The organism is Clostridium sp. AM42-4 (assembly GCF_003480105.1).
Taxonomy (GTDB): domain Bacteria; phylum Bacillota; class Clostridia; order Lachnospirales; family Lachnospiraceae; genus Brotaphodocola.
Genome location: NZ_QUIK01000014.1, coordinates 13,472 through 29,223, shown reverse-complemented (window position 1 = coordinate 29,223; position 15,752 = coordinate 13,472). Strand labels below are relative to the sequence as shown.

General features: G+C 49.8%; 15 protein-coding genes. 5 read left to right on the top strand and 10 right to left on the bottom strand.

The window, feature by feature from the left end:
- Nucleotides 1–51: 51 nt before the first annotated feature.
- Nucleotides 52–819, top strand: coding sequence for an ATP-binding cassette domain-containing protein (locus DW922_RS11845; RefSeq protein WP_118726673.1), 768 nt, complete (start codon nucleotides 52–54; stop codon nucleotides 817–819).
- 97 nt (nucleotides 820–916) lie between these two features.
- On the opposite strand, the gene DW922_RS11840 is transcribed toward DW922_RS11845, so the two are convergent.
- The 5 genes from DW922_RS11840 to DW922_RS11820 form a co-directional block, all read right to left on the bottom strand.
- Nucleotides 917–1,921 (bottom strand): MBL fold metallo-hydrolase, encoded by a 1,005-nt coding sequence (locus DW922_RS11840; RefSeq protein WP_118726672.1) that lies wholly within the window; start codon nucleotides 1,919–1,921, stop codon nucleotides 917–919.
- A gap of 210 nt (nucleotides 1,922–2,131) precedes the next feature.
- Entirely contained in the window at nucleotides 2,132–3,355 is a 1,224-nt protein-coding gene (locus DW922_RS11835) for an OFA family MFS transporter (protein WP_118720371.1), read from the bottom strand.
- 106 nt (nucleotides 3,356–3,461) lie between these two features.
- Nucleotides 3,462–4,868, bottom strand: a complete 1,407-nt coding sequence (locus DW922_RS11830) for an MFS transporter (RefSeq protein ID WP_118726671.1) — start codon at nucleotides 4,866–4,868, stop codon at nucleotides 3,462–3,464.
- A gap of 20 nt (nucleotides 4,869–4,888) precedes the next feature.
- Nucleotides 4,889–5,671 carry an SDR family NAD(P)-dependent oxidoreductase gene (locus DW922_RS11825; RefSeq protein WP_118720375.1) on the bottom strand — a complete coding sequence of 261 codons (783 nt, stop codon included), beginning with the start codon at nucleotides 5,669–5,671 and terminating at the stop codon, nucleotides 4,889–4,891.
- Nucleotides 5,672–5,957: 286 nt separating this feature from the next.
- The gene (locus DW922_RS11820; protein ID WP_118726670.1) at nucleotides 5,958–6,773 is read right to left on the bottom strand and encodes a MerR family transcriptional regulator; all 816 of its coding nucleotides are present in this window, start codon (nucleotides 6,771–6,773) and stop codon (nucleotides 5,958–5,960) included.
- 137 nt (nucleotides 6,774–6,910) lie between these two features.
- Between DW922_RS11820 and DW922_RS11815 the strand changes: the two genes are divergently transcribed.
- Nucleotides 6,911–7,315, top strand: a complete 405-nt coding sequence (locus DW922_RS11815; protein WP_118726669.1) for a PaaI family thioesterase — start codon at nucleotides 6,911–6,913, stop codon at nucleotides 7,313–7,315.
- 9 nt (nucleotides 7,316–7,324) lie between these two features.
- Here DW922_RS11815 and DW922_RS11810 read toward each other — a convergent pair whose 3' ends face one another.
- Entirely contained in the window at nucleotides 7,325–8,077 is a 753-nt protein-coding gene (locus DW922_RS11810; RefSeq protein WP_118726668.1) for a tRNA threonylcarbamoyladenosine dehydratase, read from the bottom strand.
- Nucleotides 8,078–8,193: 116 nt separating this feature from the next.
- A complete protein-coding gene (locus DW922_RS11805) occupies nucleotides 8,194–8,451 on the bottom strand; it encodes an AzlD domain-containing protein (RefSeq protein ID WP_118726694.1) in 258 nt (85 codons plus the stop codon).
- Nucleotides 8,452–8,569: 118 nt separating this feature from the next.
- Here DW922_RS11805 and DW922_RS11800 point away from each other — a divergent pair, with 118 nt between their 5' ends.
- Nucleotides 8,570–9,130 carry a manganese efflux pump MntP family protein gene (locus tag DW922_RS11800; RefSeq protein WP_118726667.1) on the top strand — a complete coding sequence of 187 codons (561 nt, stop codon included), beginning with the start codon at nucleotides 8,570–8,572 and terminating at the stop codon, nucleotides 9,128–9,130.
- 343 nt (nucleotides 9,131–9,473) lie between these two features.
- The gene (locus DW922_RS11795; protein ID WP_118726666.1) at nucleotides 9,474–10,871 is read left to right on the top strand and encodes a sodium:alanine symporter family protein; all 1,398 of its coding nucleotides are present in this window, start codon (nucleotides 9,474–9,476) and stop codon (nucleotides 10,869–10,871) included.
- Nucleotides 10,872–10,932: 61 nt separating this feature from the next.
- Here the strand turns inward: DW922_RS11795 and DW922_RS11790 are convergent, their stop codons facing one another.
- The 3 genes from DW922_RS11790 to DW922_RS11780 all read right to left on the bottom strand — a co-directional run bounded on the left by DW922_RS11790 (nucleotide 10,933) and on the right by DW922_RS11780 (nucleotide 14,301).
- Nucleotides 10,933–11,748 (bottom strand): histidinol-phosphatase, encoded by an 816-nt coding sequence (locus tag DW922_RS11790; protein ID WP_243032207.1) that lies wholly within the window; start codon nucleotides 11,746–11,748, stop codon nucleotides 10,933–10,935.
- Between the two features lie 32 nt (nucleotides 11,749–11,780).
- Entirely contained in the window at nucleotides 11,781–13,457 is a 1,677-nt protein-coding gene (locus tag DW922_RS11785; RefSeq protein ID WP_195715062.1) for a DUF3298 and DUF4163 domain-containing protein, read from the bottom strand.
- A 175-nt stretch (nucleotides 13,458–13,632) separates the two neighbouring features.
- Nucleotides 13,633–14,301 (bottom strand): hypothetical protein, encoded by a 669-nt coding sequence (locus tag DW922_RS11780; protein ID WP_118726664.1) that lies wholly within the window; start codon nucleotides 14,299–14,301, stop codon nucleotides 13,633–13,635.
- A gap of 330 nt (nucleotides 14,302–14,631) precedes the next feature.
- Here DW922_RS11780 and DW922_RS11775 point away from each other — a divergent pair.
- Nucleotides 14,632–15,752 (top strand): DUF362 domain-containing protein (locus DW922_RS11775; protein ID WP_118726693.1); only part of this gene is annotated, 1,121 nt, incomplete at its 3' end.

Sequence of the window (15,752 nt, the reverse complement as noted above, 5' to 3'; positions counted from 1 at the left end):
CGTATTGCATTTTCTTCATATTATAAAATATAAATGGAAGGAGGACCAGCCATGGAACCCCTCTTAAAAGCATGCGGGATCAGCTACTCGTATCACACCTTAAGCGGAGCTACCCCCGCCCTTTCCGATATTTCCTTCACCGTAAGCCCCGGTGAATTTCTCGCCATCGTCGGTCCATCCGGCTGCGGCAAATCCACACTGCTCAATCTCCTGTCCGGGCTGCTCTCCCCGGAGGAAGGAAGCATTTATATAGAAGATACCCCGATCAGGGAGGCGCGCTCCGGGATCGGCTATATGCTGCAGCGGGACCACCTCTTTGAATGGCGCTCCATACGGGAAAATGCCGCTCTGGGGCTGGAGATCCGCCACCAGAAAAATAAGGAAACCCTGCAGGAGCTGGATGAAATGCTGGAAAGCTACGGTCTTACTGCATTCGCGCACGCAAAACCCTCTGAGCTTTCCGGCGGCATGCGCCAGCGGGCTGCACTCATCCGTACCCTGATCCTAAAGCCGGACCTGCTGCTTTTGGATGAGCCCTTTTCCGCCCTCGATTACCAGACCAGGCTTTCTGTCTGCGATGACATTGCCTCGATCATCCGGGACACAAAAAAGACTGCCATACTGATCACCCATGACCTTGCAGAAGCCATCAGCACTGCTGACCGCGTGCTGGTCCTCTCCGCAAGGCCCGGACGGATCAGGGCAGAGATTCCCTTATCCTTCAGTGACCAGTACGACAGTCCCTTAAAGCGCAGAAACGCCCCGGAATTTTCCGGCTATTTTAACCAGGTCTGGAACGAGCTGCGGTCATCCATGTGAACCTTCACTTGGAAGCGATTGCCCGAGAAGGATCTGACGAATTGTGCCCCTTCACTTGGAAGCGGTACTCCGTCCACACCGGAAACCGGTTTTCCGGTCAGATTGCCTTCCAGTATATGATGCCATCGCGTTCCGAGCGCTCAATGAAGCCCTCTCCCATCATATATTCCATGCAGGAAAAGGTCTTGGCCCAGATCTGGGTGCAGGAAGCAAAATGTGCATAATCTGGCGGTCCCTGGCTTCTCCCGTACGTCCGCACGCTGATGTCGCGGGTCGTCAGGGCCGTACCAGCCTCCTCCAGTACATGCTTCATGCTCTCACATTTGTCCATGTAACCGAAAATGATCCGGTTTACCTCTTTTTCAATATCTTTGATCTCCCCATAATGGCAGGGAAGAAAATAACAATCCCGGTACTTATGCTTTAGCTCACTAAGGGAGTCCAGATAACATTTGAGCATCCCAAGGTCCGTCTCCTGGGTACCAACGATCGGGACAATGGTGGTCATGATCTGGTCCCCCACAAACATCAGCTTTTTTTCCGGCTCATAAAGCCCACACTGCCCGAAGGTATGTCCTTTTAAGAGCACAACCTGGAAACAATACCCGCCATAAGAAAGCATCTCACCCGGATGGATGGGAATAAACTGAAGCTCCGGCGGGATTTCCATGGATGCATACGCCTTTGTGGTGTATTCCATGAACGTGTCGTATACCTCCGGCGTTTCCTCTTTCGTAACACCGACAATACGCAGATTCTCGATCCGGGCATGCTCATCAGCCAGATAGCTGTGCAAAAGGTCTACCCGTTTTCTGGTCTCATCCGGGTTCATGAACGCCCGGGCACCAAGTGCCTGTAATCTTGGGACCAGGCCTGTGTGGTCCGGATGCTCATGGGTAATGAAAATGTCCAGCTTTTTATAATCGATTCCAAGGGCATCGGCCATGCCCTTTAAAATATTCCAGTCCCGCTCCGTATTATTGGAAGTATCGACCATCAGGCTGCGGTCTTCTCCACGGATAATATAAAGGTTGCGGGGACTCATATGGCGGTTCTCGTACGGAATGGTTTCCAGAAAAATATTCTTTTTTATCTCCCTCATACCGGCCCCTCCTGTGTTTTGCACTACGTATTATTCTAGGCATTTTCCCCAAAATTGTCAAACCAATTTGCGGCATATTGCACTTGTTTCGGAGATTGTACAAGCGCTCCTGAGAGATTTTTTCATATAACAATATTGTTAACGTAATAAGACCGTGGAAGTTGCCTCCGGCAGCTTCCACGGTCCCTCATTTTTCAATTTATTTGTTATTTACTGTGCATTTTCCATCTTTCCAGCCATCTTCTGCGCAACCACGATCAGGACGATTGCTGCTGCTGCCAGGATTGCAGATCCGATGAAGCCTAAGGTATACTGGCCAGTTGTGTCGTAGAAGTAGGCACTGATCTTAGGTCCTACAAAAGCACCGATGCCGTATCCGATAAAGATCAAGCCGTAGTTACGGTTGTAGAATTTGGATCCGAAGATCATGCGGACCATCGGGGCAAATACAACAAGCAGTCCGCCGAAGGAGAAGCCAACCAGCACAACGCATACCAGGAAGAACGGTAAGGTAGATGCCTGAGTCAGCATTAACATGGATGCACCATTGATCACCATCAAGAGGATCAGGCTCTTCCAGCCTTTTAAAATATCATAGATGAAGCCGAAGCCGATACGTCCGCACATGTTGGACAGGGTCATAATGGATACGCATAATGCTGCGGTCATGGCAGACTGTCCGATCTGACGCTGTGCGATCGGGCTGGTGAAGGAAACCATCATGGTTCCTGCTGCGTTTGCGAAGATGAACATCAGGAGCAGTACCCAGAATACCGGGGTCTTCACCATCTCGCCCATGCTGTAATCCCTGGTCTTTAATACCTTTGCCTGCTCAGCAGACGGTTTCCAGCCTTCCGGTGCCCAGCCTTCCGGACACGGAACGATCATCCATGCAACCGCACCAACACCGATCAGAAATACGATACCAAGCACGCGGCAGGTCATCTGTGCACCTAATTTGGTGATGAGCATCTGGGCGATCGGGCTCATGATGAAAGGTCCGCAGGAAGCGCCTGCCTGAACCAGACCGGAAATAGAACCGGAACGGTCCGGGAACCATTTTAATGCAGTCGGGAGACATGCCGGGTAGATCATACCGCCGCCGGCACCAGCCATCAGTCCGTAGAAAATGTAAAGCTGCGGAATGCTGGATGCAAAACCGGTTAAGAACCAGCCGCCGGCAAACAGGCAGAGACCAATGTAGATCGTGGTCCTAGGACTGATCTTCTCTGCGAGGGAACCGCCGATAAATCCAACTGCACAATAAGTAAACATGTAAATCGTGTACGCCAGCGCAAACGCGGAATCACTCCAGCCGAACTTTGTGGTTAACGGAATACAGAATAAGCTGAAATATGCGGTTGCAGAGGTAAACAGACTCTGCAGCCATACGCCTGCGAATACTCTCCAGCGTGTTGCTTTTGTAATCTTCATACTCTAAAACTCTCCTTCTTTAAAACTCTTGGAAGCTTCTTACAACTCCATGGAAGCCTTCCCTGAAACTTCTTGAAAACTCCTCTAAAACTTTTCTGTCACTGTTCTAGCATACTTCCTCTTCCTGAAGTCTGTGGCGTTCCTCCAGAACACTCATGATCGTGTCGTACTCCCGGTCCAGCTTATAAAACAGCAGTAAGAACAGGATCGCCACGAAAACAGCCAGTGGTGCATAGTAGAACATGATGCGGATTCCTTTCATTGCCATTGCGCTCTGAACGGCAAGCTTTCCGTCATATCCGTACGCCCCCAGCACCCAGCCGATCACGGCAGAGGCAAGAGCAGATCCAACACGCACGCCCAGAGATGCTGCGGAATATACAAAGCCCTCCGCACGGGTGCCGGTTTTGTATTCACCGTACTCAATGCTGTCTGCGATCATGCCAAACTTTGTGGCAGAGATGCAGGCAACACCCATTCCGCGAAGAATCAGGCCCAGGTACATCAGACCCATGGACCGTTCTGCAAACAGGATCAGCACCAGCTGTCCTGCAATGCCCATTCCAGCCCCTCCGTAAAGAGCCACATTGCGCTTTCCAATCTTCTGCACAATCGGGATCAGAAGCAGCGGCACCAGGATGGAAGCAAAGGTGGAACACATCATCATGGTCTTATTGTAGCCCGCATCCTGCATCACATATTTTGCGAAATACATATTCATGCCGTACAGACTTGTCATGGCTGTATAGAAAATGTTGATCAGCAGCATGATAAACCAGTACTTATTCGCAAACAGGATCTTGACGCCCTGAAGCAGGGAAAGCGAACTTTTCTTTCCGGTCTTCTGCTCCATGACACCGGACCCGACCCGCTCTTTGCATCCCAAAAACGTGATCAGGAACAGGACAATGGAAGCAACGCCCACAAGCAGGAAGGTTCTCTGCCAGCCTGCCGGGCCGCCGCCGAATTTTTCAACGAGGTCCGGTGCATAAGAGCTGATCACAAAGACGCCCAGAGCCCCGAGGCTGGCACGGCTAATCGACAGAAGCGCCCGCTCATTCTGCTTGTTCGTCATAACACTGCTTAACACACCGTACGGCACATTCATGGATGTGAAAATGCAGGTGGCCATCAGATTATATGACAGAAATGCGTAGATGACTTTTCCGGTCTCACTGAAGTTTGGCACAGTGAACAAGAGGACACAGCCAATACAGTACGGAATCACCATCCACAATAGCCAGGGCCTGGCCTTTCCCAAAGGTGAATGGACATTTTCTATGATGTATCCCATCATCATATCAGAAATACCATCAAATATCTTGCTGACCAGCAGCACCGTTCCTACCGTCGCGGCACTGATGCAGGCCACATCGGTGTAAAAGAACACGATATAGGAACCGATCGCACCGTAAATGAAACAGAAGGAAAAGTCACCCAGTCCATAACACAGATACTCCATCAGATCAATCTTGTTTCTCTTTGATACATTTTTAAAACCAAAGTTACCCATTTGTATATCCCCAGCTTTTCCTAGCACTGCAGGGTGCCAAGATCCAGCGCAACGTCTCTTCCGTTGAACTTGCCTGCTGCGCGGCTGGTACCGAGCCAGTAAACCATGTCAGAAATATCCTCTACATCCAGGAACGGTACGCCTGCATACATCTCTTTGTAGTCCTTAAAGTTCTTGCCGGTCAGTTCATTGATGAACTCTACATAGCTCTGGGTCTCGCACATCGGGGTCTTTACCTTGGTCGGGCAAAGTGCATTGACAATGATGCCCTTGCTTCCTACTTCCTTCGCAAGAGTCTTGGTCAGTCCCAGAACGCCCCATTTTGCCATGCAGTAGGTTGCTAATTTCGGAGTTCCGTACAGGCCGCTGGTAGAAGCAATGTTGATGATTCTTCCAAAGCCCTGCTTTAACATATACTGGGTTGCGTATTTGTCGGTTCTCCAGGTACCGATCAGGTCGATGTTGATGACCTTCTCTACCTGCTCATCGGTCAGCTCCCAGGTATTACCGAAATTGATCACGCCTGCATTTGCGATCACCACATCAAGACGTCCGAATTTTTCCCAGGCAGCTGCAAACAGCGCTTCCATATCCGGTGTGCTGCAGATGTTTGCCTTCATTGCAAGAACATCCGCACCAAGCTCCTTTAATTCCCGGATGGTTTCCTGAAATCTCTCATCCTCCGGATCCAGCATATCGGCAAGAACAACATTAAAACCGTTCTCCGCGTACTTTACTGCATGGGCACGTCCCTGTCCCATGGCACCACCTGTGATCAATACTGTTTTCTTCTCTGTACTCATTTTTCCTTCTCCTTTTACATATTCCGTTATTTTTTTAACTTGTTGCCTTACCCACACTATACCTGTTCAAACCGTTTTAAGGTCAATGGGACAGTTAGCACAAAAAAACAGAGTGCTTTTTGGCACTCTGCACAATCATTTTTGCTGTATTTTTAGCAAAACTCTATTATTTTTTCACAATATCAACTTTTTATAATCAGCGATGCTTCTTTTTCTTCCACCAAGGATATCTGCATCGCCGACACCAACTCACCCATTGGGATTTTCATCGTTATTGTTCACGCTTTTATTCCGCCTTGATTGGGAACCAGACAATATGCCAGTTATAATATTCTTCCTCCGGCTTTGTCATGCACACCACCTGGGTCACTACATCCCCGGCAAGGCTTAAGCCATTTTCTTTTAGATACTGAAAACCGCCCTGCAGACTTTCCAACGACAAGTACTTTCCCGACCGGGACGGTACACAGGTATGGACGCATGGACACGGCGGATAATACTGTACCAGCTCTGACTCGGCGACATGCAAAAGCGGGGCATATTCCTCATGAAGCCCCATTCCAAAATCGAATTCCGACTCTCCGGCCTTGATCTTATTCTGGTAAAACACCGCACAGGAAAAGACAAATGGCTCCTTCTCAGTCCATTCTGAGATCAGTTCCAGCTGTTCCTTCTTTTTAAACAACGTATAGTTTTTCTGCGTATTCATCCGGTAGATTCCGGGCCGTTCCTCGATCCGGAACCTTCCCACACTGTCTTTGGCATCCTGCAGCATCTTCTGGCTCTGCCGGATGCGCTTTAACAGGTTCATCTGCCGGACAATTTCCTGCTGGATCACCGCTTCCTGGTCCACCATGCGTTCCCGGATCTCACCCAGATCATGGCTCCGGAACAGCTCTGCCACTTCCTCCAGCGAAAATCCATAGTTCTGGTAATGTCTGGCCCGCAAAAGCATATGAAAGTCCCAGGTATTGTAATACCGGTATCCCGTCTCTGGATCTCGCACCGGACTTATGATATTCCGGCTTTCATAATAACGGATCGCTTCCGACGAAATCCCCAGCAGCTTTGCCATGGTCCCAATACTATATTTCTGATACATTCCCCTTCCCCCTTAAAAACCCTCAAGCTGTTTGAAGGATTTTTGCATTCTTTGGTAAAATTATAACATATTTTTCACACTTGTAAAACCGCGATTCTGGTGCTATATTCTAGCATGGAAAGGAAGGAATTTTACTTATGATCACAAGACCTGAGATTATAGAAGGACTCCGCCGACACATTCAGCGCATCGGCGGACAGGAAAACTTAAAAATGTTAGAAGTAGAACCGGGCCATGCCCGGCTTTCAATTGAATTGCCGGAGGAAGCCTTAAACCTGTATGGAAATGCACACGGCGGCTTTCTCTTCTCTCTCTGCGATATCGCAGCAGGCATGGCCACCTATGCCTACGAGGTCACAAGTGTGACCCAGTGCGCCGGCATTAACTTTGTGTGCGGTGTCAGTTCCGGAACGCTCTATGTGGAATCTAATATCGTTCACAAGGGAAGACAGACCGCCGTCTGCCGCGTGGATATCACAAATGAAGACGGAAAGCTGGTGGCAACCGGAAACTTCACGATGTTCCTTGGAAAGGAAATCTAACCATATCGTTTATTTTGCCAGATCTTTAATGACTTCGGAGGCGATGATCAGTCCCACAACGGACGGCACAAATGCATTGGAGCCCGGAATATCCCTGCGCTCGGTGCATTTGTGTGCTGCTCCCGGCGGGCAGATGCAGTGGTTGCGACAGCTGATGGACATATCCTCGATCGGTCTGGTCGGCTGCTCTTTGGAGTAAACCACCTTCAGCTTCTTCACGCCACGTTTTTTCAGTTCCCGGCGCATGACCTTTGCTAACGGGCAGACGGAGGTTTTATAAATGTCTGACACCTCAAACATGGCTGGGTTTAACTTATTTCCGGCACCCATGCTGCTGATGATCGGCACCTTTTTCTCCTGCGCTTCCATAACCAGCTGCAGCTTTGCCGTTACGGTATCGACTGCGTCGATCACATAGGAATACTGGGAAAAGTCAAAATCATCTTTTGTCTCTGGCAGGTAAAAACACTTATGTGTGGTTACCTTACAATCCGGGTTGATGTCGTGAATGCGCTCTTCCATCACATCGACCTTATACTTTCCTACTGTTTTTCTGGTTGCGATGATCTGGCGGTTTAAGTTCGTCAGGCACACCTTGTCATCGTCGATCAGGTCAATGGCACCAACGCCGCTCCGCACCAGGGCTTCTACAGCATAGCCACCGACTCCGCCAACTCCGAACACGGCAACTCTGGACTGGGCCAGGCGCTCCATCGCTTCTTTTCCAAATAATAATTCTGTTCTTGAAAACTGATTTAACATCGTATCTACCTTTCTGTTTCTTGTATGTTTCTGTTTCTGATATGTTTCCCTTTCATTTGCTGCAGCCAGTCATGGCAGCCGATTCATGCTGCATTCCACGCCACAGTTTCTCGTTCCTAGACGAAATGCACCAGCACCATATACACGGCCGTCCCAACCGTAATGCTCAAAATGGAACTTTTCTTCCAGATATGGATAACCGCAGTGGCCACCACGCCCGCAAACAAGATCAGATTGTCCTGCAGGGCAGCTTCCGGCACGCTCTTCAGACAGTATACCACAAGAGTCGCCATAATTGCCATAGGAAACACATTTCCCAGATATTCGATCCTTTTTGGGAGTTCCCGCTTATTTAATAGAAGAAACGGCAGCATAAACCGTGAAGCACCGAATAACAAAAGAAACAGCACTGCACTCACACCGCCGATCACCACCGGGTGCAAGAATTCGCGATGCCCCACATAAAATTAAGAAAAAGTGAAGGATTTACACATGTCACTAACCGAATTATTTCTTCTGGCTATAGGCCTCTCCATGGATGCCTTCGCCGTTTCTGTCTGCAAGGGACTTTCCATGCAAAAGCTGCACCCAAAGCATGCTCTCATCATCGGCCTGTATTTCGGCTGGTTCCAGGCTCTCATGCCGTGGACCGGCTATCTGCTCGGCATCCGCTTCCAGGACGCGATCAAAGCCTACGACCACTGGGTCGCATTTATTTTGCTTGGTATCATCGGCTTTAACATGATAAAGGAGTCACTGGACCAGGAGACGGAATCCTTCGATGCCTCGGTGGATGCCAAAACCATGCTGGTCCTGGCCGTTGCAACCAGCATCGACGCGCTGGCTGTCGGCGTAACCTTCGCCTTTCTGGATGTAAGCATTCTTCCGGCGATCACCTTTATCGGCTGCACCACCTTTGTGATCTCTGTGACCGGAGTCATGGCCGGTACTATATTCGGCACACGCTATAAATCCAAAGCAGAACTGACCGGCGGTATCATTCTGATCCTGATCGGTCTGAAGATCCTGACCGGGCACCTGTTCTTCTCCTAGAACCGGTGCTTTCTTTTTTCTGTCCGGCATGCCAATAAGGCTTCCGCGACTCTGTTTTGTACTTATTTTTCGATGTTTTTTCCAGGTTTTCCGATGTTATCCCATGTTTTTACTATACTTTTTTCCTGTGTTATGTTATCATTTTTTTATTCGGCCGCCGCACAGCTCCGTTTGTCCGTGTATCAAGGGCATATTCCTGTCTGTGTCTTTTCGGCGGTTTGTGCTGCTCTTCTTTTTGTGTTTTTCGGAAATTTTCATCTTTTCTTCTCCAAAATTTTCCACGAGAACATATCCATGTTTTGAAGCGGCACCATCTATTTTACCACGAAAGAAAGGTATCCCTATGTTAAACACAATCGAATCGGTCAACAATGTGATCAACAATTTCATCTGGGGAGTTCCGGCCATGATCTGTATCATCGGTGTCGGCCTGTATTTAAGCTTTGGCCTGCGCTTTCTGCAGATCCGTAAATTTCCCTACGCGATCCGCGTAACCATCGGACGTATCTTCCGCAAGCGCGATGCATCCGACGGTGCCATGACTCCGTTCCAGGCAGTCTGCACGGCACTGGCTGCTACTGTCGGCACCGGAAACATCGCCGGTGTGGCAGGCGCTATCGCCATCGGCGGCCCGGGAGCAGTCTTCTGGATGTGGATTTCTGCAGCACTCGGCATGTGTACCAAGTTTTCTGAGGTAACCCTGGCCGTTCATTTCCGTGAAACAAACAAAAACGGAGAGCTGGTCGGCGGTCCGATGTACTACATCAAAAATGGACTTGGTCCAAAATGGCGCTGGCTGGCAGTCCTGTTCTCCACATTCGGCGTACTGACCGTATTTGGAACCGGAAATGCGACTCAGGTCAACACCATCACCACCGCAATCAACTCTGCACTGGAAAACTACAATCTGATCACGGACCAGAGCAAACCGCTTGTCTGCCTGGTCATCGGTATCATTCTGACCGCTTTGGTTGCCCTGGTTCTTTTAGGCGGTGTCAAACGTATCGGCAATGTAGCAGAAAAGCTGGTTCCGTTCATGGCGCTTCTTTACATTATTCTGGCACTTGGTGTGGTTCTGCTTCATGCAAACCGCATCCCGCTGGTATTTACCATGATCTTTGAAGGCGCGTTCCATCCGCAGGCCGTGACCGGCGGTGTGATCGGAAGCTTCTTTACCAGCATGAAGCGCGGCGTATCCCGCGGCATCTTCTCCAATGAGGCTGGTCTTGGTACCGGATCCATTGCCCATGCCTGCGCTGACACCAAGAAGCCGGTCAAGCAGGGCTTCTTCGGCATCTTTGAAGTATTTACCGATACGATTGTCATCTGTACCCTGACCGCTTTGGTTATCCTCTGCAGCGGTGTTCCGGTCGCTTACGGAGAAGCTGCAGGTGCTGAACTGACGATTTCCGGCTTTACTTCCACTTACGGAAGCTGGGTATCGATCTTCACCGCAGTTTCCATGTGCTGTTTTGCTTTCTCCACCATCATCGGATGGGGACTGTATGGGGCACGCTGCATTGAGTTTATCTTCGATGAAAAGATCATCAAGCCATTCATGGTTGCCTACTCCCTGGTTGCCATCCTCGGCGCAACGGTCGATCTGGGACTGTTATGGAACATCGCAGATACCTTCAACGGTCTTATGGCAATCCCGAACCTGATCGGTGTCTTCCTGTTATCTGGCACCGTGTTTAAGCTGACAAAAGAATATTTTGAGACTGAGGGAAAGAATGCATAAGATTGTATATTTTTCATAAGTCAAAAAAGTAGCTGCCGCACTAACGTGCGGCAGCTACTTTTTAATTGAATGGAATTTCCCGTAATCCCTCCGGACTTAACACCGTCACCTTCCGGAATCCGCACTCATAGGCAATCTGTCCGGCCATGTCGAAGGCATAGGCAATGGTACTGGCACTGTGGCTATCGGAATTGATCATGATCCGGCCGCCCATGGCATGGAGCTCTTTCAATAAGATCCGGTTCGGATACGGAGCTGTCCGGTAACCGCGTGACATGGCACCGGTATTGATCTCAAACGGGAGTCCCTGCCCGTGAAGCTTTTTCATCGCTGCAAGTGCCGGTTCCAGATACGCATCCTTCGTCTCATCAAAATGCTTATATCCTTCATTAAACTTCGTAAGCAGGTCAAAATGTCCCACCCAGTCACACTTCAGACGATCGTATACGGTTCCCTCCAGCTCATAATAATCCTTCGCAAACGCGTACCAGTCACCATTCCAGAGTGTTTCCACGCCCTGTACCAGCTTTTCCTCCGTATCGTCCACACATACAAGCTGCCCGTTTTTTAATACACTGTGGGTGGAACCAATGGCATAATCCGCCTGCTGGCGCGGTCCCAGCACATCCAGTTCAATGCCGATATACAGATTCAGTTTCCCGGCATATTCCTCTTTGAGTTTCTGCAGCTCCTGCTTATAAGATGCCAGAATCGCATCAGACATGCCAAAGCCCGGCTCATACATCGAATAATCTGCATGGCCGGATATTCCAAAATCGGTAAGCCCCATGCGGTAAGCCGCCTCCACCATCTCACGGGGTGTACTCTTTCCGTCGCAGTACGTTGTGTGTGTGTGAAAATCACCTCTTATTTTCATCTGCGCAAATCCTTCCTTGTTTGGTCTTTCCATCATCCTACATACGGTACCATCTCAAAACAGTCATTTTCGCTGACTCCGTTGATCTTCCACTCCCAGTCGTCTGCTGCTTTCGTAACCGGGATCCGGCAGATGCGTCCGTCCGTAAGCTGTGCTTCCACAAAGCTCTCGCCATCGGTAGCGGTGATCGTGTAAGACGTTCCGGACGGCAGTGTTTCCTGCTTCCAGGAGTCCGCCAAAGTTCCCGGTCCAACCGTCACATCCAGTTCCCGTGTCGATACCAGCATAACCGGATATTCCTTATACATATTTCCAAGACGGTACACAGTCTCATCGGTCTTTGGAAGTCCACCCTCTCCGACATGGTAGATCCGATACGCGCTGTAAGTTCCGAGCACATCCATGCGGTCCCACAATGGGAAGCATTCCGGATCGGTGATCGGAGAACCTGACCAGCTGCTGTCTAAGGAACCCACAAAAGCTGGTGTCCCTTTGCTCAAATCAAACACGTTGATGTAATGGGCATCGTTGTCACTCTGATGCTGCAGATACAGATATGTTTTTCCATCCTCAGTGTGGATCAGGTAACCCTCGGAGGAATAACCGCCAGAAGCGCCGTAATCCTGCTCGATCAGCTTTTCTGTGTTGAGAGAGGTGCTGTCGCAGGTTACGGTAATAGCACCGCCAATCCCGTATTCATCACGGTCCACGGTGTAGGAGATCTCCTCTTTCTTTCCATCTCCGTTTACATCAGCTTCCAGCGTCTCGTACTCCTGAATCTGCATGACATAAGATGTTTTCGATGTCTCATACTGCTTCTCAAACAGGTCCGCACGTTCTGCAAACGGAATCTCCACGCGGATCGGACCTGCCGCATAAGGTGCGATATCGTACTGGTTAAACAGGACCACTACCCGGTCATTCATCAAAAACCACTGCACACTGCCGTAATCCGGGTCCCCTCCGTAAAACATGGCCTTCACGGTGTCCTCATAGCCCTCAAAAAAGATGTCCGGATCATTCTCCTCCACCAGCTTCTGGCAGACATAGTCGTAAATTCCGTCGTAATCCGCTGCAATGTCCTGCAGTGACAATTCCTTTCCGGTCTTTGTATCGTAGCAGATGCCTCTGCTGTAGGTATTTGGATGCGCACCGCCAAGCCAGCTGTACTCCCTCTGCTGTAGGCTCACCACCGTTTCATCGGCCCGGAGCGCCATCACAGTAAGCTCAGATTCCCAGTGACTATCCTCGAACATTTCCGGAGCCTCCTGATACATCTGTCTGGCATCCTCCTGGTTTTCCTTAAAGAATGTGTTCTGGTCATTTAAATTTTTCTGGTTTAATGTATCCAGGGCCTTCTCTAACGCTTCATGCCCTTTTTCCAGAAGATGCACCTGAGAGGTCTTCACAGAAAGCAGTGCCTTGTTATCCTCCCAGTCATTGTTGTATTCAGTAGTAACCTCCAGCGGCAGCACACCAGAACTGGCACTCTGCGAATCCGAGTTTTCCGTTCCAGATGCGTCTGCTCCAGTATCAGAAGCATCTGTTTCTGAGCCAGCCAGGGTAATTTCCTGCTGCGTGCCATTCTCCACACCGGAAATCTGTTCTGTGCTGCTTGCCTTCTTTGCACAGCCGCCTGTGAGACCTGCTGCTGCGATCACAAGTGCAGCGGCAGTGTATTTTAACGCTTCGTATTTCTTTTTCTTCACATTCTTTCCCTCCCCGTAATCACCGGCGCCTTCTCGATAAGCAATGCAATAAAAGCAAGCCCTGCCACATCGTTTTGTGCGGGCAGGACTGCTTTCTTCGTTGTTACATTCTATTACATTCTTCTGGCTTCTGTGATACCGGATTGTTTCGCACTGTGTGTTCCCATGATCCTGATTATCTCGCAAACAGCACCAGCTTCTGCGCCTGGTTCTCACTATCACTCCACACCAGCAGGTTGCTGCCCTGCTCTACATCTTCCAGAGAAACAATCTGTCTGGTCAGATACGGCAGGATGCGGCAGTCAGCAGAAACTGCATATTCGATTCCAGCCGTGGAAACCAGGCTCCAGCTTCCGTCTGCATTTGCAGTCATGGTTTTTACCGTAATGTACTCCGGTGCCTTTGCATCTGCCGGGATCTTACCAATGACAACCTCGCCGGTTGTCTGCGGCGGAAGGCTCATGGTCATAGCCGGTCCGATGTAGACATATACCGTCTCTCCGGCCTGAAGATCCTTCAATTCCACCGGATAACCGTTTTCACCATCTAACACCAGCGTGTCATCGGAAACATTTACGATGACTTCGCCCTCAAACACATTGCCTGCCGGGCAGTCCAGATCGATGCTGCTGCCATCCGCGCTGATGATGGTGCCCCAGATTGGTGCCTGCTCCTCAGCTGCTGCATTTTCACCAACTGTTCCCGGTCCTGCTGCTTCATTCTGGCTCATACCACTTCCGGCTACAATGGTCGGGGACTGGGCTGCCATGGCAGTCAGAACACCTGCTGCTGTCATAAGAGCTGCCATACCAATGGCTGTAATTGCGTTGTTTTTCTTTTTCATAAGATCTATCTCCTTGTCTGTAATCTTAGTCCGGCGTTTTAGGGAAGATGCTTGTTTTCTCCCGCCGCATCGTTTCCGGTTACTGAATAGTTCTGTTTCCTTTTGACAAGCACAGTATAGCAAAGAATTTTCTTAATTACCATTGATTATTGTGGACGTTTCTCTTAAGGATTTATTACTGCTGCCACAATTGTACATCAGTGACTGCTATTCTGATATTGATAATTTTTTGCACTTATAATAAAATATGTTTCAGAAATTTACAGAAGCTTTTTTACAGGCTTCACTTTACCCAACTCACTTTATTCTATTAGGAGGTTCTACATAACCATGGAAAAATCCAAAGTATATTTTACCGATTTCCACACCATTGCCTTCGGTGACAGCCTTCCGGCAAAATTAAAGAAACTGATCAAAAAAGCCGGCATTGCCGACCTTGACATGGATGGCAAGTTTGTTGCCATCAAGATGCATTTCGGAGAACTTGGAAACATCAGCTACCTTCGTCCGAATTACGCGAAGGCAGTGGTCGATGTTGTGAAGGAGCTGGGTGGAAAACCTTTCCTGACCGACTGTAACACCATGTATCCAGGCAGCAGAAAAAATGCGCTTGAGCATCTGGAATGTGCCTGGGAGAACGGCTTTACCCCGCTTTCCGCCGGCTGCCCGGTCATCATCGGTGACGGCTTAAAGGGCACGGACGATATCGAGGTGCCAGTTCAGGGCGGTGAGTATGTGAAAGCCGCCAAGATTGGCCGTGCAGTGATGGATGCCGATATTTTCATCAGCCTGACACATTTCAAAGGACATGAGATGACCGGCTTTGGCGGGACCATCAAAAATATCGGTATGGGCTGCGGCTCCCGCGCCGGAAAGACCGAGCAGCACTGCAGCGGAAAACCTCACATTGATGAGAGTCTGTGCCGTGGCTGCCGCCGCTGCCAGAAGGAATGCGCCAACGGCGGTCTGGTATTCGATGAAGCCACGAAGAAGATGCATGTAAACCAGGATAACTGTGTGGGCTGCGGCCGCTGTCTGGGCGCCTGCAACTTCGACGCGATCATCTTCGGCAACAACAATGCGAACGAGCTGTTAAACTGCCGCATGGCAGAGTACACCAAAGCAGTTGTGGACGGCAGACCGAACTTCCATATTTCCCTGATCGTAGATGTTTCCCCGAACTGTGACTGCCACGGCGAGAACGACGTCCCGATCCTGCCAAACATCGGCATGTTTGCTTCCTTCGACCCACTGGCACTGGACCAGGCCTGCGTTGATGCCTGCATGGCTGCACAGCCGATGCCTGGAAGCCAGCTGGCAAAGCATTTAGCAGATCCAAACTTCCACGATCATCACGATCATTTCACCAACTCCACGCCTGAATCCGAGTGGAAATCCTGCCTGGCACATGCCGAGAAGATCGGTCTGGGAAACCGGGATTATGAGCTGAT

Bases quoted from the DNA above. Each gene is read 5' to 3' on its own strand.
- DW922_RS11840 (WP_118726672.1), bottom strand. From the start codon at position 1,921: ATGAGGGAGATAAAAAAGAATATTTTTCTGGAAACCATTCCGTACGAG.
- DW922_RS11835 (WP_118720371.1), bottom strand. From the start codon at position 3,355: ATGAAGATTACAAAAGCAACACGCTGGAGAGTATTCGCAGGCGTATGG.
- DW922_RS11815 (WP_118726669.1), top strand. From the start codon at position 6,911: ATGATCACAAGACCTGAGATTATAGAAGGACTCCGCCGACACATTCAG.
- DW922_RS11810 (WP_118726668.1), bottom strand. From the start codon at position 8,077: ATGTTAAATCAGTTTTCAAGAACAGAATTATTATTTGGAAAAGAAGCG.
- DW922_RS11795 (WP_118726666.1), top strand. From the start codon at position 9,474: ATGTTAAACACAATCGAATCGGTCAACAATGTGATCAACAATTTCATC.
- DW922_RS11820 (WP_118726670.1), bottom strand. From the start codon at position 6,773: ATGTATCAGAAATATAGTATTGGGACCATGGCAAAGCTGCTGGGGATT.
- DW922_RS11825 (WP_118720375.1), bottom strand. From the start codon at position 5,671: ATGAGTACAGAGAAGAAAACAGTATTGATCACAGGTGGTGCCATGGGA.
- DW922_RS11805 (WP_118726694.1), bottom strand. From the start codon at position 8,451: ATGCTGCCGTTTCTTCTATTAAATAAGCGGGAACTCCCAAAAAGGATC.
- DW922_RS11800 (WP_118726667.1), top strand. From the start codon at position 8,570: ATGTCACTAACCGAATTATTTCTTCTGGCTATAGGCCTCTCCATGGAT.
- DW922_RS11790 (WP_243032207.1), bottom strand. From the start codon at position 11,748: ATGAAAATAAGAGGTGATTTTCACACACACACAACGTACTGCGACGGA.
- DW922_RS11845 (WP_118726673.1), top strand. From the start codon at position 52: ATGGAACCCCTCTTAAAAGCATGCGGGATCAGCTACTCGTATCACACC.
- DW922_RS11830 (WP_118726671.1), bottom strand. From the start codon at position 4,868: ATGGGTAACTTTGGTTTTAAAAATGTATCAAAGAGAAACAAGATTGAT.
- DW922_RS11780 (WP_118726664.1), bottom strand. From the start codon at position 14,301: ATGAAAAAGAAAAACAACGCAATTACAGCCATTGGTATGGCAGCTCTT.